The sequence below is a fragment of the Metabacillus sp. cB07 genome (genome assembly GCF_016839225.1).
GTDB lineage: Bacteria > Bacillota > Bacilli > Bacillales > Bacillaceae > Bacillus_P > Bacillus_P indicus.
The window spans coordinates 3,515,544-3,535,673 of record NZ_CP069296.1; the positions used below are offsets into that span (position 1 = coordinate 3,515,544).

The window sequence follows — 20,130 nt, forward strand, 5'->3', positions numbered from 1 at the left end:
ATTTGTCCAACTCATTTGCCAAAAATACGGGCAGCTCCGATTACATGAAAAATGAACCCCCGGGAAAAATAAAACCGGGGAGGTGATCACTCATGGCAAGACTGAAGAAAGATCCATCCAATGCAGGGATTAGCGCTGCAAGTGTAAAGGGAAGCTCCGGGCCGACAAACGAAATGGCCGGCGGAGGGAAACGCTCAAGCACAAACCAGCAATATAAGAAAAAGAATATGGGACAGGAATAGGTGCTGGGGTCAGTCACGCCGTGCTTTAAAGCACAGCGGGACTGACCCCTATTTTTTAAACAGGCTTTTCAGGATAAACGCAGCGTTTGCAGGCCTTTCTGCCAGCCTCCTCATGAAATAACCGTACCAGTCTTTGCCGTACGGGACATAGATCCTCATTTTGTAGCCCTCTTCTGCGAGTTCAGCCTGGCGCTCGGGGCGGATCCCGTACAGCATCTGAAACTCAAATCGGTCACTCGGAATGCTGTTTTCTTTTACAAATTGCTTTGTGAATTCAATGATGGCGTCATCATGGGTGGCAACAGCCGTATAATGGCCGTTTTGCATATGCATTTTTATAAGCTTTTTAAAGTTTTCATCTGTGTCTTTCTTGTTTGGAAAAGCGACATGCGGAGATTCCCTGTACGCTCCTTTTACTAATCGCAGGTTCGGATGATAAGCGCTCAGATCCTCCAGGTCTTTGGATGATCTGTATAAATAAGCCTGAATCACGGTGCCCAGATCATATTCCTTCTTGAGCTCTTTGAATAATTGGAGTGTCTTCCCGCACCTTGCATAGTCTTCCATATCGATTGTGACAAAGACTCCATGCTGTTTGGCGGCTTCCATAATCTTTTTCATGTTGGTGCAGACAATCTCATCAGAAAGATCAAGTCCCATTGACGTTAACTTCAGTGACAGTTGGGACTGAAGCTGTTCCCCCGCGATTGTTTCAATAGCCTTTATAGACTGCTCAGCCATTTCATTTGCCTCAATTTCGTTATCAACAAACTCCCCGAGATAATCAATTGTCACATCCAGATTTTTTTGATTGAGCTCTTTTATGACCTGTGCAGCCTGCCCAATCGTTTCTCCTGCCACAAAACGCGATGCGCCGAATCTCAGGCCGTAGCGCTTTGCGGCATTCGTCAGCCATTTGTTTTTTGATAAAAACAGGAAAAAATGACGGAATAAAAACTCCAACCGGCATACCCCTTCCGATATAAAATCTTACATAGGTGAACCTGTATAAAATCAGCAGCCTGAGGAACGATAAGGAAGAAAATGTCCAAGGAGGTTTTTCCATGCAACAACAGCAGAACACAGGCCAACAGCAAGGTATGATGCAGCAGCCGCCTGCCATGATCACAACAAAGGATCACCTTTACTTAACCGATATGCTTTCATGGAATTTGCTCGCCATGAAAAAAGCTCATTTTTTCGCTTCTCACTGCAGCGATCAGCAAATTAAAGCAGAGCTTGAAAAGACCGGAAAAATGCATGAAAAGCACTATACGGCCATTCTTAATCACTTAAATCCAAATCAGGAAGCAAGCTCAACACAGCTTCAATAGGAGGGGTGCAGCATGAACAACAGTCAAAATCAGAATAAGATCGGAAATCCTGAAACACAAGTTCCCAAAACCCCGCAGATGAACGACAGGGACTTCATTAACGAACTGCTTGCAACTGAAAAGTACATGACGGATTCCTACTCCACTGCGCTGAATGAAATGAGCAACGATGCTCTCTATCAGGATATTCAGGGGATCTTTAATGAAACACAAAATTGTCAGCGCGAGCTTTACAACATGATGTATAAGTACGGATGGTACAAACTCGAAGCTGCCGACACAACTAAAATTCAGCAGTCTCATCAGCAGTTTGCCGGCTATTTGCAGCAGCAGTCTCCTTATATTCAGTAAAAAAAGCAGCTGCCGGCTGCTTTTTCTTTTACTGATATGGCAAAACCTGAACTTAAACCTGTCTTTTTCCAGAAAGAGCTTCCCATTCTTCTCTTAAAATGCCAACTCTTACTGAATCGTAGTGTTTACCGTCCACTACCCTGCATTTTCTCATCCTTCCCTCAACGGTCATTCCGAGCTTTTCTCCAACCTTCATCATTCTGGCATTGCCTGACCAGGTTGTATATCCCGCTCTGACAATCGGCAGGGATTCAAACAGATGATCAATCCACATTCGAAAAGCTTCCGTACCGTAACCTCCGTTCCAATAAGCGGGGTCGTAGATGCCGATGCCCATTTCAAGCCACATGGACGGCTCATGTTCCCAGTAATAGCTGACGGTTCCAATTACCTTTTCATCTACGGTAATAGCCCAGTAGTCATCCAGTCCGACAATGCTTTCTTTCTGAGAGAGAAAATCAGCCAGAGTCAAGCTTTTATGTTCAAAATAAGGGGCGTCCCATTTTTTCCATTCAGGGTGTTCGTCACTGTATTTTATTTCCCAAAGGTGAATAAGATCTCTGCTTTCAATAGGGCGAATAATGGTTTTTTGCTGCTTCATTTCGTTTATCCTCCGTTTTGGGATGTGATTTCCATAAAATTCTTTTACTCTTTTAAACTATATCTTATAATGACAGAAACAGGGAAAATATGGAGGTTGTTAGGTTGATGAGAAGTATTCCTTCCGCTTTAATCATCTATTTTTCTTTAGTCGGCATTCTGTATGCATGCGGCTATGTATTCGACATTACCTGGCTTCAGTGGCAAAAAACGGTGTACGATCAGGCAGGAGGAGTGAAAACGGTTACAGGTTCAGTCATTCCTTTTTTTCTTTGTGTACCAGTTCTATATGTCTTTTCAAAAAAAGAATCGGGACAGCCTTAAAAATAAAAAATCCCAGAGTTCCTGGAGTATCTCTGAGATTACGTGCGTTTTTTATTCGTCTGGGACATGCGGTGCTGTTCATTCAGCTGTTTAATTTCAGAAATCAGTTCTTTCACCATTTCCTTCTCTTCCGGATATGTTTCGTTCCAATGCTTGACCAGCGGCGGCATTGATTTTGCAATGTGTGAATAGAGCACCCACATTTTCACTTTTTCCTTCAGCTCAGGAGTTGCTTCACCAAGGAGCAGCTCTGTATACTTTTCAAGTAATCCGTCAAGCGGAGCATTCAACTCGTTCTGCACAAAAAATCCCTCCATTATGTAAGGCAATGTTTCGGGCATGTGCTGCACCGGTCTCTCTTTTCAGATGTTAAATAATACAGGCAGCAGGTCTGTCTGATTCTCGCTCCATCTGAATGCTGTTCTCTAAATAACGATTGAAATGGATTTTTCAATCCTTCGCCGAACAGAGAGCCACCCGCCTTCCTTACCACATACTCATAATCTTCCTGTATTTGTTCTATCGTAACACACTCAGTCTTGTTTGCAAGGAGGGTTTCATACATCCAGACAATATAAAGGCCGACGTTTTCCCACAGAATCATTTTAGAGATTCTTGCTTCTTTAGAAACCGTCAGGACAAGCCTGCTCAAATGGTTTTTGAAAAGGCTGAGGAGAACCTCGTCCCTCCACTCATCCCTATTCTCTCCCGGCACAGAGCACTCAAGCTTCCGGAAATAAAAAGACGGCAGCCATAGCGGGTCTTCATCATCCGATTCCAGGCTCATATTTTCGGGATCTGTATTCAGACCTTTCTCAAAGACGGTCATTGAGTAAAGCGTAAGTGCTGCAAGAAAGGCATATCTTTTCACAAACAGGGACCCTGTCACATTTAATCTGTCAGAATGGATTTTATGCTTAACTGCATCTAAATAAGCAAGGAGAGCTGCAGGTTCAAATAAACCGGCTGATTCAACAGACAGATCCGATCCGCTTCTATCTGACCCGAGCCGAAACCTGGACAGGTCCTGAAGCTCCTCTTCACTCAGATAAACGGTCATGAAATGGCAGCCTCTTTTATGATGCATCGTCCTCTACCGTGTGGAATGCACAGCGGTGTGCCAAAAAGCGGATCCATTGTTACTTCGCAGTTCATCTGGAAAACATCCTTTACAAGATTGCAGTTAATCACATGCTCCGGACGGCCTTCTGCATAGATTTTCTTATCTTTGATCGCCACGATATGATGGGCGTAGCGGCAGGCAAGGTTGAGATCATGAAGCACCATGACAATCGTTCTTTTTTCTTTTTCATTCAGCTCAAACAGCAGATCAAGGATCTCAATCTGATGGGTCATATCAAGATAGGTCGTTGGCTCATCGAGCAGAATAATGTCTGTGTCCTGAGCAAGCGTCATCGCAATCCAGGCGCGCTGACGCTGGCCGCCTGAAAGAGAATCAACCGGACGTTCGGCAAATTCCAGCATTCCCGTAGATGCAAGTGCATCCATCACGGCTTTCTCATCCTTCTCTGTCCACTGTTTCAGCCAGTTCTGATAAGGATAGCGTCCCTGCTTCACAAGCTGAAGAACCGTCAGACCTTCAGGAGCAGCCGGACCCTGAGGCAAAATGGCAAGCTTTTTGGCCACTTCTTTTGTAGGAAGCTTTGCAATCGCCTCTCCCTCAAGAAGAACAGCCCCTTTTTCAGGTTTGAGCAGTCTCGCAATGGAACGGAGAAGAGTCGATTTTCCGCAGCCATTGCTGCCGATAAAGACGGAGATTTCTCCTTTTGGAATCGTGAGGTCAAGTTCATTGATGATCGTTGTATCCCCGTATGATAATGTGAGCGACTTCGTTTGAATAGCTGTCATAGTAGCCTCAGCTCCCTTTCGCATAAGAATGGGTTTAATTGTTTCTGCTTCTGTAAAGCAGATAAATAAAGTACGGAGCCCCGATTGCTGCGGTAAAAACGCCTGCAGGAATTTCAAGAGGGGCGAACAGTGTTCTTCCGATGAGATCTGCTGCCATTACAAGAACAGCACCTATCAGAGCTGATACAGGAAGGAGTGCTCCAAAGGAAGATCCGACAAGCCTTCTTGCAATATGCGGCGCGATCAGCCCCACAAAACCAATGCCTCCGGCAAATGCCACTGCGCTTCCTGTAAGTGCTGTTGCAATCAGCAGAAGAATGAACCGGTTTTTCTGCACTGAGCTGCCGACACCGGCTGCAAGCTCATCCCCAAGCTCCTGAATGTTGACGTTCCGGACAAAAATAAAGCTGATGATCACAAGCACTATGGTAACAGGCACCATCACTTTCACCTGTTCCCATGTTGCAGAGTACACCGTCCCGGTAATCCATATATTAGCCTGCGCTGCCCTGTATATCGGACCTTTGATCAGCAGCAGGGTTGTAAGTGACTGAGCAAGCATTGAAAGGCCAATTCCGACCAGAACCAGTCTAATCGAGGATGAACCGCCTCTCCAGGATAAAAGATAAACAAGCAAAGCAATAACGGTTGCCCCGATAAAAGCAGCGACAGGCATCCACTGAATTGGAACTGTCAGTGAATTGTTTTTATCACTGAAAAGCACCAGGAAAAGGACTATCGCGACAGATGCTCCGCCTGTAATCCCGATAATATCAGGGGATGCGAGCGGATTGCGGATAATGCCCTGCAGAATTCCCCCTGCTATGGCGAGAGATATGCCGACCATCAGCGCAATTAGAATCCGCGGCAGCCTGAACGAGTTTATGATGAGCTCATCCATTTCCGTGCCGTAGCCCGCTAGCGTCTTCAGCACCTGCAGCGGTCCAATCCGCATATCCCCCATACCCGTACTGAACAAAAACGTAAAAGACGTAACGGCAAGAAGGATTAAAAAAACAGCTAGTGCCTTCTTATCAATAAGAAACGAGATAAATCCTTTGCCGATTCTGAAAGATTGGTAGCTTTTCATTTTTGGAACCCCCTGCGTGCGATGTAGATGAAAAACGGCGTTCCGACAAGAGCCGTCATCACTCCAACCGGAACCTCTTCAGGCATCGCTGCAAATCTGGCTCCTATATCCGCTATCAGCAGCAGGACTGCACCAAGTACAGCGCAATACGGCAAGATCCAGCGGTGATCATTTCCAACCAAATAACGCGCTATATGAGGGATAACGATTCCGACAAATCCGACAGGTCCTGCAATGGCCACTGCACCACCTGCAAGCAGTATAATAACGGCAGCTGTGACCAGTTTAACCGTCCCTGTCTTCTGTCCGAGACCTTTCGCCACATCTTCCCCCATCATGAGAAGGTTGATTTTAGACGCAAGAAAAACACAGATGAAAAAAGCGGCGGCTGTATAAGGCAGCACACTGTAGAGCAGCTCGAGCTTCCTTCCCTGAACAGAACCCGCAAGCCAGAACAGCACCTGATCAAGGGCAGCCTCATTGCTGACAAGAAATCCTTGAGTTAAAGAAGAAAACAAGGCGGCCATTGCAGCACCCGCAAGTGTGAGCTTCATCGGAGTAAGACCTTCACGCCCGAAGGAGCCTGCAAAGTAGACTGTAAACGCTGCAGCTGCAGCTCCGGCAAACGAAATCCATGTGAATGCCTGGAGAGACGTCACGCCGAATACTGACACGGCAATGACTACAAAAAAGCCGGCTCCTGCATTGATCCCGAAAACGCCTGGAGATGCGAGCGGATTTTTTGTAAGGGCCTGCATAAGTGCCCCTGCAACAGCAAGACTTGCTCCAACAACCGCAGCAACCAAGGCTCTCGGAAGGCGCACATTCTGAATAATAATATGTTCATTTGATCCATCAAAGCCTGTAAAAGCAGCAATCGCGGTCTGCCAGGAAGTTTGTGTATAACCGAGCACAACACTGGCACATGCACTTGCAATAAGAAGGATGACTCCAAGAACAAGTCCTCCCGATTTCATTAAATTAGATTGTAATAACATATTTATACCTCTTGATGTTAAACCATCCCAGGATTATTTTTTTCTACCGTTATTGTAACAAAATCAAATGATTTTGAAAATCATTTTCAATTAAATGTTGACAACGGAAATCAGAAAAATTAATATTTAACTTGTAAATGAAAATCATTATCAAATACAATACGGGGGTACGAAACATATGCAAGCTACATATCAAAAAGCATGGCTGGCACTGATTGCAATCGTTTTATCTGCAGTAATGCTTACAGCATGCGGCAATGGCGAAAAAGAAGAGGCAGCCGATACCGGCAGCAAAGATAAAGAAGGCGAATCTTATACAGTTGAACACGCAATGGGCACGACAGAAGTAAAGGGCAAGCCTGAAAAAGTGGTCATCCTTACAAATGAAGGAACTGAAGCATTGCTTGCACTTGGAGTAACTCCAGTGGGAGCCGTTAAATCATGGATTGGCGACCCTTGGTACGATCATATTGCCGGTGACATGAAAGACGTTGAAGTAGTAGGAGACGAAAGTGCTCTTAATGTAGAAGCAATCGCAGCGCTTAAGCCTGATTTAATTATCGGAAACAAGCTGCGCCAGGAAGATCAGTATGAAAAACTAAGCAAAATCGCACCGACTGTTTTTTCAGAAACGCTGAAAGGACAATGGCAGGAAAACTTCAAATTCTACGCAAAAGCTCTTGACCGCGAGGAAGAAGGCAAAAAAGTTCTTGCCGACTACGATGCACGCATTGCTGAACTGAAAGAAAAAGGCGGAGAAAAGCTGAATCAGGACGTATCTGTCGTCCGTTTCATGGCTGGCGCTACCCGCATTTACAATAAAGACTCATTCTCAGGTGTCATTCTTGAGCAGCTTGGATTCACTAAGCCTGCGAACCTGGAAAAAGTATTCTCTGATAACCCTGAGGACCTGTTCGCACGTGAGGTAACAAAAGAATTAATTCCAGAAATGGACGGAGATCTACTCTTCTACTTCACTTATGACCCGGCTGAATCAAAAGCTGATGCAGATAAACAAGTAGAAGAATGGACAAATGACCCGCTTTGGAAAAACCTGAATGCTGTTAAGGAAGGAAAAGCTTACCAGGTGAGCGATGCAATCTGGAATACATCAGGCGGAGTAAAATCAGCGAATCTTGTTCTTGATGATATTGAAAAGCTGGTTCTTGAAAACTAATCATTGTCTCCCACTTATCTTTAAATAGACCCTTTTAAACGAAAAAACGTCCTCCCATTCGGTGGACGTTTTTTCGTTTCTTCTATTGAATGACAGATTCTCTCGTTTCAGTAATCAACTCATAATATTTCAGTGCAAGCATCTTTTCATCTTTAACTGAGCGGTTCCAGCAAAGGTCATTCCAGATTTCTGCAACAGCACTTTTCCTCGCGTCTCCGGACTCTGCATCCTTCTTGGCAATGACCGTAAGCAAAAGATCACACATGAGTGAGGACAGTTTTTTTGCATGCAGCTGCCAGGCGTCATCATCCTGATTTTTCAAATAAGAAAGGAGCTCCCCGAGTTCCTTCACTCCCTTCATGACTTCAGGACTGTTTGCAGAATGGGAAAGAATCCATCCGGTAAACGATTCATGAACGGAAAACTTTCTGATCAGCCGAAGAACCTCAAGCCCCAATATATTGGCTGTCCCCTCCCATACCGTCAGCACCTGCGAATCTCTCAGCAGCCTTGGTGTGACAAAATCCTCTATATACCCGTTTCCGCCGTGCATTTCTATGGCTTCATGCGAAAAGTGAATCGCTTCTTCAGCCGTTCTTGCCTTTAACAAGGCGATAAACAGCCTTGTCAGGGCTTTCTCCTCTTCTGTTGCAGTTTTTTCTCTTGCCGATTTTTCAAACAGCTCGATCATTTCAAAGCAGGCACTTGTCTGAACCTCCTGCTTGACGGCCATTTTGACAAGTGTTTCTTTAATCATCGGGGACTCTGTTAGCTTCTTGCCGAATGCTTCACGTTTATCGGCGTAGGACTTTGCTTCTACATAAGCTCTTCTCATAATGCCTGCGGATGCAATCGCGTTGCAGATTCTCGATAAATTAAGCGCTTCCATCATATAGTAAAACCCTTTAGAAGGATCTCCAATCAAGTAAGCTTGTGCGCCCGTCAGTTCAACTTCAGCAGAAGGGACAGCACGGACACCGAGCTTGTCCTTTAAACGCCTGACTGACAGGTGATTCAGCGTTCCGTCGTCTGTTCTCCAAGGTACAAGAAAGAGAGACAGCCCTTTCGTTCCCTGAGGGGCACCCTCCATTCTTGCCAATACAGCGGCAGCCCCGCAGGCACCGGCATTGCTTGCAAAATACTTTTCCCCATAAAGCCTGTAACCGTCATTTGTTTTCACTGCCTTAGTCTCATTAGCGCCTACATCTGAGCCTCCCTGCCGTTCTGTTAAAAAAGTCGCTCCTTCATACAGCTCTGTGTCGCCTGTTGAAATAAGATGTGGCAAAAACTTTGCTTTTACTTCATCATCTGCGTATTCATCGACAAGGTAAGCCGTCGCCATCGTCAGTGTGACCGGACAGTAAAAACCTGATTCCACTTGTGACAGCACATATCCGAGAGCATACGAGTAATGATAGGTTGCTTTTCTGCCAAGCTCAGGCACCGGCTTATGCAGGTACCCGACAATTCCGGTCCCGTACGTTTCTTCAATCGTCTTTTTATAGCCCTCATTCAGCCATATTTCAGACGCATCGTTTCCGTATTTATCATAGCGGATCAGCTTCGGCTGTCCCTCCCTGTCTGTGTGTGCGGCACGCCTGTCAAATTCCCCGTAGCAGCGTTTATAAAAAGAAGAAAGACGGGTAACTGTATATTCATACAGTTCATGATCCATATACTTTTTCAAGTTAAACAGCAGATTTGCTTCCAATGATTGTGCACCCCGTTTCAGTAAATACGTTCACTTCTTATTTTACTGAAAATTCAAATCTTTTACATATGTTTCTTCGTATTCTTTTAACAATCTTTGGAAAGCTATAGATAGAAAATTCGGGGCAGGAGGGAGTCAGACAAATGCTTCAGGCAGCACTTTGGGGAGCTTTTGCTGGTTCCTCTATTTTGCTGGGCGCATTGCTTGGCATTTATAAGGAAATCCCAAGGAGAATTCTTGGGTGGATAATGTCGTTTGGTACAGGTGTTTTAATAGGGGCAGCTTCCTTTGAACTTTTGAGGGAATCTGTAGATGATGGCGGCCTGATGACCGCATCAGCGGGATTTATCATTGGTTCGCTGACCTTTACCATCAGTGAACTGCTGATTACGAAAAAAGGGGGCAGCGACCGAAAACGCTCAGACAAAAATCCCGAGAATCATTCGGGAGTCTCGATTTTTATCGGCACGGTCATCGATGCCATACCCGAGTCCGTCATCATCGGAGTCAGCCTGCTTCAGGAAAATGCCGTCAGTTTCCTGATGGTCACAGCTGTTTTTATCAGCAATTTCCCGGAGGGACTTTCAAGCTCTGTGGGACTGCGCAAGGACGGGTATTCAAAAAAGAAAATCCTTCTCATGTGGCTCATCGTACTTGTGCTGTCCTCTTTAAGTTCGTTTCTTGGATATACGCTCCTTCAGCAGGCAGGCCCTGCCGTCATAGCAGGAATAGGCGCCTTTGCCGCAGGGGGAATTATCGCTATGGTTGCTTCGACCATGATGCCTGAAGCGTTTGAAGAGGGCGGCCCGGTAGTAGGCTTTATTGCTTCCATTGGTGTACTGGCTTCATTAATCTTATCTAACTTGTAAAAGGGCCCCGCTTTTGCGGAGCCCTTTTCTCATCCTGTTAAAATGTCTTCATTTGGATATTTGATTTTTTCTTTCTTTGGTTTCGCCAATGAGAACAGAAGTGTAAGAGGCCCAACTTTTCCAATAAACATAATGATGATGATTACTTCTTTCCCAAGATCCGACAGGCTGCCGGTGATCCCCATCGATAACCCAACCGTTCCAAAGGCGGAAACGACTTCAAAGAGGATTTCTATAAATGAGGCTTTTTCTGACAGGGTCATAATAAAGATTGCTGTCAGTACAAACATCAAGCTTACCATCGCAATAGCCAGCGCCTTAAGAATAAACCTCGGATGGATGCTTCTTCTCCCGATTGTCAAATCTTCTTTTCCGCGCAGGAAGGTAATGGTCGCAAAGACAATAATGATCGCTGTCGTCAATTTAATCCCGCCCGCAGTCGATGCACTGCCGCCCCCGATAAACATGAGAATGATCATCAGAAAAAGAGTCGCTTCATCAAGGCTCGCCATATCGAGTGTGTTAAAACCTGCTGTTCTCGGAGAAACCGCCTGGAAATAGGAGGCAAGCAGCTTGCTTCCTGAAGACAGATTCCCGAGTGTTTCCGGATTGCTGTACTCCACGAAGAAGATAAAAAACATGGCAAACACATTTAAAACGAGCGTGCCGATCAGCATGATTCTTGTATGAAGAGAAAATTTGCTGAACTTCCGTTTTTTCCATATATCCAGGAGTACGGTAAACCCAATCCCCCCGATGATAAACAGGGAGGAAATAACGATATTGACCAAAGGATCATTTACATAGCGGATAATATTATCCGGCCACAGGGCAAATCCGGCATTATTAAAAGCTGATATGGAGTGAAAAAAGCTGTAGAAAAGACCTTTGGACCAGCCAAATTCTGGAACCCAGCGGATTGATAAAAAGACCATGGCAACAAATTCAATCAAGATGGAAAACAAAAACAAGTGTTTAACAAGATTGACCACTCCGCCAAGAGATGTTTGGTTAAGCGCATGCTGCATCACAAGACGTTCTTTTATCCCAATCTTCCTGCCAAGGACCATATAAATCAGGATGGCAAAAGACATAATACCAAGTCCGCCAAGCTGAATAAGGAGAGCGATAATGGTCTGCCCGAATGTAGTAAATGTGCTTCCCGGATCAACCGTAGCAAGACCTGTAACCGTCATGGCAGATGCTGCAATAAATAGGGCGTCAAGCCATCTGACAGACTCATGCGTAGCGAATGGCAATTTCAGAAGAACCGTTCCAAGCACAATGCCGGCTGCAAAAACGACGACAAGCAGCTGAGAAGGATTTAATCGTGTTAACCTCTGCATTCTTTTTCTGCTGAACACCTACATCCCCTCCTCCTCAAACCTTGAAATGTCTTTATTGCGTCCGATGACAAGCAGAATATCACCGCTTTTAATGAATTCTTCTGCAGGCGGGGAAACAATGATTTCTTCCTCCCGCTGAATCCCTACAATGTTGCAGCCGTATCTTGATCTGATATCCAGATCAATAAGCGTTTTCCTGTGGATTTTGGAGGTCGCCACAAGCTCCGCCATACTGTAATCCTTTGAAAGTTCAATGTAATCAACCATTTTTTCAGAAAAGATATAATGCGCGATCCGCTTTGCCATATCGCGCTCGGGATGAATCACTTTGTCTGCTCCTATTTTGTCTAAAACTTTATGATGATAGTCATTTTGGGCTTTTGCCCAGACCTGCGGAATCTTCATTTCTTTCAAAAGCAGAGTAGTCAGGATGCTCCCTTCAATATCATCTCCGAAAGAAACAAAGGCATGATCCACATTCCGGACCCCCAGCTGCTTTAGTGTTGCTTCATCAATCGCATTTGCCTGCACAGCAAGAGTGGCATATTGAGAATAGTACTGCACCTTTTCATCATCTTTATCAACTGCCAGCACTTCAATTCCCATTTCATGAAATTCCTTTACAAGACTTCCTCCGAAACGTCCAAGCCCAAAAACCGCAAACTGCTTTCTCACCTGATTTTCCTTCTTTCAATCCATTAATTTTGCACACAAAAAAGACACAGAGGTTCCATGAACCACTGCGCCTGTTTTTTCAGACTGCAATATGTTTCATTTATCCTCTCTCAAGAACGCTTGCGAAGTTAGCTGTCGGATTCGGGCCATGAGAGTAGCCCTACCTGTAAAGGATTCACCCCGAGCTGCAGTCTGCAGCAAATTTGGGTCCCCCGCTCCTAATGGATTCAGCGATTTAAGAACATATGAATGTGAGTTATGAGAGTATCTTACTCCTGTTGGAATGGACAGTAAAGAGGCATATTCGGGCAAAAAGCTTTAATTTTACGTGTAAATCGTTTAGTTAAGCGCTTACATGTATGTTTTGCTGACTCTGGCTGTAAATTTTAGGGTTTCTCAGATATTGTACTAGCGGATTTCTGAACCGCAGCCGGATACCCACCATTTACAGAAAAAAAACCAGGCCGCTGCAGCAGACCTGGTTCACACACTTTATAATTTTGCACGCTGCAACCTCAAGGCATTCAGTACAACTGATACGGAACTGAAGGCCATGGCTGCTCCGGCAAGCCATGGTGCAAGCAGCCCTGCCGCTGCCACTGGAATGCCAAGCGTATTATACCCAAAAGCCCAAAAGAGGTTCTGCTTAATGTTGCGGATGGTCAGCTTGCTCATGTAGATGGCATCCGCAATGCTGTTTAAATCGCCTCTCATCAGCGTAATATCTGCCGCTTCCATGGCGATGTCCGTTCCTGTGCCGATTGCCATGCCTGTGTCTGCAGCAGCAAGGGCGGGAGCATCGTTAATGCCGTCCCCAACCATCGCCACTTTTTTCCCGGCCTTCTGAAGGTTTATCACTTCTTCTGCTTTTCCTTCAGGAAGCACTTCAGCAATGACATGCTCAATGCCCGCAGCTTTTGCGATTGCCTGCGCTGTCCGTTCGTTGTCGCCGGTCATCATGATGACGTCGAGTCCCATCTGCTTTAAGCGTTCAACCGCTGCTTTAGATGTCTCTTTAATCGTATCCGCTACAGCGATCAAGCCCGCCAGTTCTCCGTCAATTGCTGCAAGCATAGCCGTTTTCCCGTCAGCTTCCAGGCGTTCTTTTTCTGAAAGAGCTGCTTGCGCGTCAACTCCGTTTTTTTCCATTAGGCGGAAGGTGCCAATCAGCACTTCATGGCCTGCTGCCTCAGCTTTAATACCAAAGCCGGGTACAGCTTCAAACTGGCTTGCTTCTGCGAGCTCCACGCCTTTCTTCCTAGCTCCGGCGACAATGGCCTGAGCGAGAGGATGTTCAGACTGATTTTCTGCTGCAGCAATCAGCTTAAGAACAGTCCCTTCATCACGGTCACCATATAAAATCACATCAGTTAATTCCGGTTCCCCTTTTGTCACAGTACCGGTTTTATCTAAAACAATCGTATCAACAAGGTGCGCCGTCTCCAGGTGTTCTCCGCCTTTAAAAAGAATACCCGCTTCAGCAGCACGCCCGGAACCTGCCATGATGGAGGTAGGTGTAGCAAGGCCCAGTGCACATGGACATGCAATGACAAGCACCGCAATCATTTTTTCAAGAGCTCCTGCAAAGTTTCCCTGGTCAACCCACAAGATCCAGATCAGGAACGTAAGAACGGCAATCCCGACAACGATTGGAACGAATATGCCTGAAATTTGATCGGCGAGACGCTGAATCGGCGCTTTTGACGTTTGCGCCTGCTCAACCACTTTAATGATTTGTGCAAGCGCTGAATCCTTGCCGACTTTCGTTGCTTTCACCTTAACGAAGCCATTTTTATTAATTGTTGCTCCATAAACTTGATCACCGGGTGATTTATCGGCAGGAATGCTTTCACCTGTCAGCATGGATTCATCAAATGCTGAATTCCCCTCTATGATTTCACCATCAACCGGCACTTTTTCTCCCGGTTTAATTAACACGGTGTCTCCTGCTGCAACTTCTTCAAGAGGCACCTCAAGTTCGGTGCCGTTCCTGATCACCCTTGCTGTTTTTGCCTGAAGTCCCATCAGTTTTTTTATGGCTTCTGACGATCTTCCTTTTGCTTTAACCTCAAACAGCTTTCCGAGCAGAATCAAGGTAATCAGCACAGCACTCGTTTCAAAATACAGCTCCGGCATATGACCGGCATGCCCGATGGACACTATTGTCAAATAGAGACTGTAGAAATAGGCAGCTGATGTTCCAAGTGCAACAAGAACGTCCATGTTGGCACTCTTATTTTTAAGTGCTTTGTAGGCGCCAATGTAAAACTGGCCTCCAATTATAAATTGAACCGGAGTTGCGAGAATCAGCTGAAACCAGGGATTCATAAACAGTTCCGGCACATACATCCATGAGGTGAAGGAGAAATGACCGACCATTGACCAGAGCAGGGGAATTGAAAGGATGGCCGATAATATAAATTTTCTCTGCTGCTTCCCAATCTCTTTTTGCTTGCGGTCTGCTGTATCTTCATGGCCCTTCTCTGCTTTGATACTTGCTCCATACCCCAGTTTTTCAATCCGCTTGATCATATCCTGAGGTGTAATAACAGAAGGGCTGTATTCAACCGAACCTGTTTCAAGAGCTAAGTTAACGGTTGCTTTTGATACGCCTTCGAGCTTGTTCAGTCCTTTTTCAATTCTTGCCGAACAAGCTGCACACGTCATTCCGCTAATACTGAATTCAGCTTTTTCAAGACTGACTCCGTATCCCAGATCCTCTACCTTTTGATGAATGGCTGCGCTGTTCGTTTTTCCCTGATCGAATGTGACGGAAGCTTTCTCGAGAGCGAGGTTCACTGTTGCCTGCTCAACTCCCTCAATCTTATTCAGGCCTCTTTCAATTCTGTTTGAACAGGCTGCACACGTCATTCCGGTTATTTGAAAATTGGTTTCTTTGAGATTGCTCATTTAGAGTCCCTCCATATACCACATAGGGGTATATATTTCTAAAAAAGAAAACGTGCGGTTTAGCACGGTTTCTTTGGTTAAAATAAAGCGATTGCGCTTTTCTCATTGTCCAGCTCCATCGCCTAACTCCTCGGCCAGAACGGCTCCGCCAAAAAAAGCAAACCCGGCTTTTTCCGGCGGATCCTTTTCTGCCCTTCGGAGCTGACCAAGGCGATTCCGCTTTTCGTTTTATTCCACCTCATACCCCTGATCATCAATAGCTTCTTTGATGGCAGCCAGGTTCACTTTTTCCGGGTTGTACTCGACAGCTACTGTGCCTTCGTTAAGATTGACTTTTACTGATGTGACACCGTTCAGTTCACCCACGCCGCCTTCTACTGCTTTCACACAATGGTTGCATGACATTCCCTGTACATTCAATGTTGCGTTTTCCATATTGTATCTCCCCTTTTGTTTTATTTCATTAGACGTTTAACAGTTACAAGTACTTCATCGATGACTTCAAGATCACCATCCTGGATGCGTTCGACCAGACAGCTTTTCATGTGGCCTTCAAGAAGAATTTTGCTGACGGAATTCAGGGCAGATTGTACAGCAGCTATTTGAGTCAGAACATCATCACAATAGGTATCCTTATCAATCAGCCCTTTTACTCCCCGAATCTGGCCTTCTATTCTGTTCAGCCGTGTCACTAAATTCTTTTTAGTTGTTTCCGAATGATGGCTCTTTCGGTCTGTTCCTGGAACATGACAGCTTTCAGGTTCATTTACGTGATCAACCATGTCATGCACCTCCTTGATTTAAATTTACCATACCCCCCTACCCTATGTAAAGGAAAAAACCGCCTATTTTTTTTCGTCTGTCCACTTGTAGCCTGCACCCCATACCGTTTGAAGGTGTTCTTCAACCGGAAAGCCTGTTTTTCTAAGTTTGTCCCGGATATGTCTCACGTGAGAATCGACCGTTCTGCCGTCTGTATCTGCCTCATATCCCCATACTGCCGTAATCAGGTGGTCCCGGTCAAACACCCTGTTCCGGTTTTGCAGAAAAAGACCGGCCAGTCGAAATTCTTTTGGGGTAAAAGGAATTGTTTTCTCTCGGTAAACAGCTTCCTGCTTATTTTCATCCCACTTTAATCCCCTGAATTCAATTGCAGGGTTGTTTCGCGTTCTTCTTAGAATGGCTTCAATTCTTGCAAGCAATTCGGATTCATCAAACGGTTTCGTCAGATAGTCATCCGCACCGGCCCTGAGTCCTTTTACAATATCCGCCTTATGATCCCGGGCGGTGACCATAATAATCGGAATATCTGAAAACAGCCTGATCTCCCTGCAGATCTCAAAACCGCTTTTATCCGGCATCATGATATCTAAAATCACCAGAGCAGGGTTTTCACTTGCGATCAAGTCTGCCGCTTCATTGCCGTCGGTGCTTTTCACGCAGGAATAGCCTGCAGGCACAAGATAAAGCTCCAGCAGATTAAGCATCAGCTGTTCATCATCTATCAAAAGTATTTTTTTCATGCTTTTGACTCCTTTTGAAACTCAATGATAATAGAAGTTCCTTTTCCAAGACTGCTCTCTGCACGGACTGTGCCTCCCGCAGCCTCCACAATTTCTTTTACGATGGCCAAACCAAGACCTGTCCCTCCGCTGTGGCGCGACCTCGACTTGTCTACTCTGTAGAGCCTGTCAAAGACATGCGGCAGGTCTTTCTCAGGTATCCCGATCCCCTCATCAGAAAAGGCAATCTTCACGGAATGCTGCTCTTCCCGGACTTTGACTGTAATGGCTGAATTCTCCTCCGAATAGCGGATGGCATTGTCTAAAATATTCAAAGTAACTTGCTCAAACCTTGCCAGGTCAATAAAAAGATAGACCTCATCTTCCGGAAAGTCCTCTACAACCTCCATTTTTTTGTCTGCCAGAACGGCCTGAACCTGTTCAACTGTTTTTCGGAGGAATGACCGTATCTCCGTTTTCTCTTTCTCAATGTGAAAGGACAGCTGATCCATTCTTGCCAGTTCGAACAGATCCTCCACTAATCTTGACAGGCTGGATGTTTGCTCGCTTAATATTGTCAAATAGTTCGATCGCTCAGCAGGGTGAAGCTCCGGTCTTTTTGCCACATCAGCATATCCCTTAATATACGTGAGGGGGGTACGCAATTCATGAGCAATGCTTGCCAAAAATTCGTTTCTTTCCTGTTTCAGGTGCTCAAGATCACTTGCCAGCTTTTGAATGGAGGCACCAAGCTCGCCAAGCTCATCGTTTCTGTGCATTTGCAGCTTAACCGTAAAATCCCCTGCACTTAACCGCTCCGTTGCCTCTTTCATCTTGAGCAGGGGCTTTGTCACAATTCTTGATAAAAAGAAAACGGCTATAATCGTCAGCAGCACAGAAACAGTGCCGATAAAAAGGAAATGGTCGTTCAGCCTTGAGATCATGGATTGGATGGAATCTGTCCCTTTAAACATATAGACATATCCTTTTACCTTTTCCCCGTCGCGGACGGGGCTTGCCGTCCATATATAAGGACTGTTTTTCCAGTCTTCCCCCGATGCCGAAGGTTCCATTAATGCCTTTTCCATATCAGAATTGAGATCAGCAGATCCATAGAGAACGGTTTTATCCGCTGCTGTCAGCAAAACGTCCGTATCAGCCTCAGATTCCATGAGAACCACATGCTCCATTGTTGTTTCATCCCCGTGTTTCTCAAGGACATCACGATGGCTGTCCCCCCTGATTTGCAGGGCAGTCAGCTCTTCTTCTACACGTGTATTTACAAGATTTCTGTATAAAAAGAGAAAAAGACAGGTCTCTACTATTAAGATAATGATAAAAAACAATAATCCAATTTTAATGGCAAGCTTGTTCACGGTGAATCCCCTTATTATTCTTATTTCTTTTACCATACCAGAAAAATATGCATAATTTGTGCAAGCGGGCTAAAAAAGCATACACAAAAAGCGGCCCCAAAGGCCGCTTTCTGTATTAAACCATTTTCTCATCAATTTCAGGAATCTTATATTCTCCATGTTTCTTTTCCGTTTCAGCAACAATAACAGCACATGCTGCATCTCCAGTGATGTTAACGGCTGTACGCGCCATATCAAGAAGACGGTCAATACCGATGATCAAGGCGATACCCGCTACTGGAAGACCGACAGAGTTCAGTACCATGGCAAGCAGGATTAGTCCTACTCCCGGCACACCGGCAGTACCGATTGATGCAAGAACAGCTGTCAGAACGACCGTAATCATTTGAGTGATTGTAAGGTCGATACCGTAAACCTGCGCAATAAAGATTGTCGCTACACCTTGCATGATTGCTGTTCCATCCATGTTGATTGTTGCGCCAAGCGGTTGAACGAAGCTTGAGATCGGCTCAGGAACTTTCAGGCGTTTTTGGGCTGTTTCCATAGATACAGGAAGTGTTGCATTACTGCTTGACGTACTGAAGGCAACTGCCATTGCCGGCGAGAAGTTTTTGAAAAATGCCACCGGACTTTGTTTTGCAAGGAAGAAGATGGCCGATCCATATGTGACAACGGCATGAATCACAAGGGCAAGAATAACGACTCCCATGTAGAGACCCATTGCCTTCAGAGCATCGAGTCCCTGGCTGCCGACTGCTGCTGCGATTAAACCAAATGTGCCGTATGGAGCGAATTTCATTACAAGATTGACAAGGTACATCATTAAGTCATTGCCCTGCTCAACAAATCTCAGCAAAGCACTTGCCTTTTTACCAAGGAATGTAATACCAAGACCTACAAAGATTGAGAAAACGATAATCTGAAGCATATTGCCGTCAGCAAAAGCCTTAACAGGGTTTGTTGGAATCATGTTCAGCAGTGTTTCCGCTACAGAAGGGGCTTCCTTCGCTTCGTACTCTGCAGAAGATGTATCAAATTCCCCGAAGTTCCCCGGCTGAATCGTAAGGGCAAGAACCAGTCCGATGACAATGGCGAGTGCGGTTGTTCCAAGAAAGAATGTTACAGTTTTAACACCGATTCTCCCAAGCTTCTTCGGATCACCGAGCCCGGCTACCCCAAGAGTAATAGAGAAGAAGACAATCGGCACAACAAGCATGTTAATTAAGTTCAAGAAGATTTTTCCAAGCGGCGTAAACAGGAATGTATCCAGCTGCTTAAATAAATCCGGGGCGGTAATATTGAGGATTAATCCTACAATTGCACCCAGAATGAGACCAATGATGATTTTCGTTGCTAGTTTCATAGACAACCTCCGTAAAATAGAATAATAAAAAGCTAGTTATTTATTCCCAGTTTAACGGGATGGAGAAACATGATTGTGAGAGTTTTTTGAAAAATACAAAAAAACCACAGGAGGAACCCATGGTTTGCATTCGTCAATTTGAATAATTATGACTTTTCACAGTTGAGTCTCTCCAGCGCAAGCGAGGTTAGCTGTCGGATTCGGACGAAGAGCTGTCCTACCTCAAAACTACAAGGATTCACCCCCAGTGCATGCGCACTTACTCGGGTCCCCCGCTCCTGTTAAGGATTAAGCGTATATTTATTAAGTTATACTACTATTCTAAATAATAGTTTGTCTTTTGGCAAACATCAAAATTTGCCTTTAGTTGGATTTAAGCATAAAATTTAGCAG

Annotated in this window: 22 protein-coding genes and 2 riboswitches; of the genes, 6 read left to right on the forward strand and 16 right to left on the reverse strand. The window is 45.2% G+C overall.

Features of this window, described 5'->3' with window-relative positions:
- The first annotated feature begins 92 nt into the window (after positions 1–92).
- Positions 93–242, forward strand: coding sequence for a YuzL family protein (locus tag JOJ89_RS18030; RefSeq protein ID WP_081414238.1), 150 nt, complete (start codon positions 93–95; stop codon positions 240–242).
- A 48-nt stretch (positions 243–290) separates the two neighbouring features.
- On the opposite strand, the gene JOJ89_RS18035 is transcribed toward JOJ89_RS18030, so the two are convergent.
- Positions 291–1,205, reverse strand: coding sequence for a proline dehydrogenase family protein (locus JOJ89_RS18035; RefSeq protein ID WP_203288773.1), 915 nt, complete (start codon positions 1,203–1,205; stop codon positions 291–293).
- Positions 1,206–1,306: 101 nt separating this feature from the next.
- On the opposite strand from JOJ89_RS18035, the gene JOJ89_RS18040 reads away from it, so the two are divergent.
- A complete protein-coding gene (locus JOJ89_RS18040) occupies positions 1,307–1,576 on the forward strand; it encodes a hypothetical protein (RefSeq protein WP_029284245.1) in 270 nt (89 codons plus the stop codon).
- Between the two features lie 12 nt (positions 1,577–1,588).
- On the forward strand, positions 1,589–1,927 hold the full coding sequence (locus JOJ89_RS18045; RefSeq protein ID WP_029566673.1) for a spore coat protein: 339 nt from the start codon (positions 1,589–1,591) through the stop codon (positions 1,925–1,927).
- Between the two features lie 52 nt (positions 1,928–1,979).
- Here JOJ89_RS18045 and JOJ89_RS18050 read toward each other — a convergent pair whose 3' ends face one another.
- Positions 1,980–2,528, reverse strand: coding sequence for a GNAT family N-acetyltransferase (locus JOJ89_RS18050; protein ID WP_029284249.1), 549 nt, complete (start codon positions 2,526–2,528; stop codon positions 1,980–1,982).
- Between the two features lie 104 nt (positions 2,529–2,632).
- Here JOJ89_RS18050 and JOJ89_RS18055 point away from each other — a divergent pair, with 104 nt between their 5' ends.
- The gene (locus JOJ89_RS18055) at positions 2,633–2,851 is read left to right on the forward strand and encodes a hypothetical protein (protein ID WP_152554761.1); all 219 of its coding nucleotides are present in this window, start codon (positions 2,633–2,635) and stop codon (positions 2,849–2,851) included.
- A gap of 38 nt (positions 2,852–2,889) precedes the next feature.
- Here the strand turns inward: JOJ89_RS18055 and JOJ89_RS18060 are convergent, their stop codons facing one another.
- Genes JOJ89_RS18060 through JOJ89_RS18080 form a run of 5 tightly spaced genes read right to left on the reverse strand, consistent with a single transcriptional unit; the run spans position 2,890 to position 6,808 of the window.
- Positions 2,890–3,153, reverse strand: a complete 264-nt coding sequence (locus JOJ89_RS18060; protein ID WP_029284253.1) for a YusU family protein — start codon at positions 3,151–3,153, stop codon at positions 2,890–2,892.
- 14 nt (positions 3,154–3,167) lie between these two features.
- The gene (locus tag JOJ89_RS18065) at positions 3,168–3,911 is read right to left on the reverse strand and encodes an IucA/IucC family C-terminal-domain containing protein (RefSeq protein WP_203288775.1); all 744 of its coding nucleotides are present in this window, start codon (positions 3,909–3,911) and stop codon (positions 3,168–3,170) included.
- Positions 3,908–4,720 carry an ABC transporter ATP-binding protein gene (locus JOJ89_RS18070; protein ID WP_029284257.1) on the reverse strand — a complete coding sequence of 271 codons (813 nt, stop codon included), beginning with the start codon at positions 4,718–4,720 and terminating at the stop codon, positions 3,908–3,910. Before JOJ89_RS18070 ends, JOJ89_RS18065 begins: the two co-directional genes overlap by 4 nt.
- 34 nt (positions 4,721–4,754) lie before the next feature.
- A complete protein-coding gene (locus tag JOJ89_RS18075) occupies positions 4,755–5,810 on the reverse strand; it encodes a FecCD family ABC transporter permease (RefSeq protein ID WP_029566677.1) in 1,056 nt (351 codons plus the stop codon).
- Positions 5,807–6,808: a FecCD family ABC transporter permease gene (locus JOJ89_RS18080; RefSeq protein WP_029284260.1), complete on the reverse strand. Its 1,002-nt coding sequence runs from the start codon at positions 6,806–6,808 to the stop codon at positions 5,807–5,809. Before JOJ89_RS18080 ends, JOJ89_RS18075 begins: the two co-directional genes overlap by 4 nt.
- 178 nt (positions 6,809–6,986) lie before the next feature.
- On the opposite strand from JOJ89_RS18080, the gene JOJ89_RS18085 reads away from it, so the two are divergent.
- A complete protein-coding gene (locus JOJ89_RS18085; protein ID WP_203288777.1) occupies positions 6,987–7,985 on the forward strand; it encodes an ABC transporter substrate-binding protein in 999 nt (332 codons plus the stop codon).
- An 82-nt stretch (positions 7,986–8,067) separates the two neighbouring features.
- Here the strand turns inward: JOJ89_RS18085 and JOJ89_RS18090 are convergent, their stop codons facing one another.
- A complete protein-coding gene (locus tag JOJ89_RS18090) occupies positions 8,068–9,660 on the reverse strand; it encodes an acyl-CoA dehydrogenase family protein (RefSeq protein WP_203290382.1) in 1,593 nt (530 codons plus the stop codon).
- Between the two features lie 179 nt (positions 9,661–9,839).
- Between JOJ89_RS18090 and JOJ89_RS18095 the strand changes: the two genes are divergently transcribed.
- Positions 9,840–10,565, forward strand: a complete 726-nt coding sequence (locus tag JOJ89_RS18095; RefSeq protein WP_029284266.1) for a ZIP family metal transporter — start codon at positions 9,840–9,842, stop codon at positions 10,563–10,565.
- A 29-nt stretch (positions 10,566–10,594) separates the two neighbouring features.
- Here the strand turns inward: JOJ89_RS18095 and JOJ89_RS18100 are convergent, their stop codons facing one another.
- The 8 genes from JOJ89_RS18100 to JOJ89_RS18135 all read right to left on the reverse strand — a co-directional run bounded on the left by JOJ89_RS18100 (position 10,595) and on the right by JOJ89_RS18135 (position 19,737).
- A complete protein-coding gene (locus tag JOJ89_RS18100) occupies positions 10,595–11,911 on the reverse strand; it encodes a TrkH family potassium uptake protein (RefSeq protein ID WP_029284268.1) in 1,317 nt (438 codons plus the stop codon).
- Positions 11,912–11,929: 18 nt separating this feature from the next.
- Entirely contained in the window at positions 11,930–12,586 is a 657-nt protein-coding gene (locus JOJ89_RS18105; RefSeq protein WP_203288779.1) for a potassium channel family protein, read from the reverse strand.
- 102 nt (positions 12,587–12,688) lie between these two features.
- Positions 12,689–12,829: riboswitch (cyclic di-AMP (ydaO/yuaA leader) on the reverse strand.
- A 249-nt stretch (positions 12,830–13,078) separates the two neighbouring features.
- Positions 13,079–15,496, reverse strand: coding sequence for a heavy metal translocating P-type ATPase (locus tag JOJ89_RS18110; RefSeq protein WP_203288781.1), 2,418 nt, complete (start codon positions 15,494–15,496; stop codon positions 13,079–13,081).
- A 228-nt stretch (positions 15,497–15,724) separates the two neighbouring features.
- Entirely contained in the window at positions 15,725–15,931 is a 207-nt protein-coding gene (copZ, locus tag JOJ89_RS18115) for a copper chaperone CopZ (RefSeq protein ID WP_029284277.1), read from the reverse strand.
- Between the two features lie 20 nt (positions 15,932–15,951).
- Entirely contained in the window at positions 15,952–16,278 is a 327-nt protein-coding gene (locus JOJ89_RS18120) for a metal-sensitive transcriptional regulator (RefSeq protein WP_029284279.1), read from the reverse strand.
- 63 nt (positions 16,279–16,341) lie between these two features.
- Positions 16,342–17,019, reverse strand: a complete 678-nt coding sequence (locus tag JOJ89_RS18125) for a response regulator transcription factor (RefSeq protein ID WP_203288784.1) — start codon at positions 17,017–17,019, stop codon at positions 16,342–16,344.
- Complete coding sequence (locus JOJ89_RS18130) at positions 17,016–18,374, reverse strand: sensor histidine kinase (RefSeq protein WP_029284283.1); 1,359 nt, start codon at positions 18,372–18,374, stop codon at positions 17,016–17,018. The genes JOJ89_RS18125 and JOJ89_RS18130 overlap by 4 nt, the downstream gene beginning before the upstream one ends.
- A gap of 115 nt (positions 18,375–18,489) precedes the next feature.
- The gene (locus JOJ89_RS18135; RefSeq protein ID WP_029284285.1) at positions 18,490–19,737 is read right to left on the reverse strand and encodes a dicarboxylate/amino acid:cation symporter; all 1,248 of its coding nucleotides are present in this window, start codon (positions 19,735–19,737) and stop codon (positions 18,490–18,492) included.
- A gap of 161 nt (positions 19,738–19,898) precedes the next feature.
- Positions 19,899–20,042, reverse strand: a riboswitch (cyclic di-AMP (ydaO/yuaA leader).
- Positions 20,043–20,130 lie beyond the last annotated feature (88 nt).

Excerpts from the sequence above, each read along its gene's own strand:
- JOJ89_RS18080 (WP_029284260.1), bottom strand. The coding sequence starts at position 6,808 with ATGTTATTACAATCTAATTTAATGAAATCGGGAGGACTTGTTCTTGGA.
- JOJ89_RS18125 (WP_203288784.1), bottom strand. The coding sequence starts at position 17,019 with ATGAAAAAAATACTTTTGATAGATGATGAACAGCTGATGCTTAATCTG.
- JOJ89_RS18030 (WP_081414238.1), top strand. The coding sequence starts at position 93 with ATGGCAAGACTGAAGAAAGATCCATCCAATGCAGGGATTAGCGCTGCA.
- JOJ89_RS18040 (WP_029284245.1), top strand. The coding sequence starts at position 1,307 with ATGCAACAACAGCAGAACACAGGCCAACAGCAAGGTATGATGCAGCAG.
- copZ (WP_029284277.1), bottom strand. The coding sequence starts at position 15,931 with ATGGAAAACGCAACATTGAATGTACAGGGAATGTCATGCAACCATTGT.
- JOJ89_RS18045 (WP_029566673.1), top strand. The coding sequence starts at position 1,589 with ATGAACAACAGTCAAAATCAGAATAAGATCGGAAATCCTGAAACACAA.
- JOJ89_RS18085 (WP_203288777.1), top strand. The coding sequence starts at position 6,987 with ATGCAAGCTACATATCAAAAAGCATGGCTGGCACTGATTGCAATCGTT.
- JOJ89_RS18050 (WP_029284249.1), bottom strand. The coding sequence starts at position 2,528 with ATGAAGCAGCAAAAAACCATTATTCGCCCTATTGAAAGCAGAGATCTT.
- JOJ89_RS18095 (WP_029284266.1), top strand. The coding sequence starts at position 9,840 with ATGCTTCAGGCAGCACTTTGGGGAGCTTTTGCTGGTTCCTCTATTTTG.
- JOJ89_RS18065 (WP_203288775.1), bottom strand. The coding sequence starts at position 3,911 with ATGACCGTTTATCTGAGTGAAGAGGAGCTTCAGGACCTGTCCAGGTTT.
- JOJ89_RS18110 (WP_203288781.1), bottom strand. The coding sequence starts at position 15,496 with ATGAGCAATCTCAAAGAAACCAATTTTCAAATAACCGGAATGACGTGT.
- JOJ89_RS18070 (WP_029284257.1), bottom strand. The coding sequence starts at position 4,720 with ATGACAGCTATTCAAACGAAGTCGCTCACATTATCATACGGGGATACA.
- JOJ89_RS18120 (WP_029284279.1), bottom strand. The coding sequence starts at position 16,278 with ATGGTTGATCACGTAAATGAACCTGAAAGCTGTCATGTTCCAGGAACA.
- JOJ89_RS18075 (WP_029566677.1), bottom strand. The coding sequence starts at position 5,810 with ATGAAAAGCTACCAATCTTTCAGAATCGGCAAAGGATTTATCTCGTTT.
- JOJ89_RS18090 (WP_203290382.1), bottom strand. The coding sequence starts at position 9,660 with ATGGATCATGAACTGTATGAATATACAGTTACCCGTCTTTCTTCTTTT.
- JOJ89_RS18100 (WP_029284268.1), bottom strand. The coding sequence starts at position 11,911 with ATGCAGAGGTTAACACGATTAAATCCTTCTCAGCTGCTTGTCGTCGTT.
- JOJ89_RS18135 (WP_029284285.1), bottom strand. The coding sequence starts at position 19,737 with ATGAAACTAGCAACGAAAATCATCATTGGTCTCATTCTGGGTGCAATT.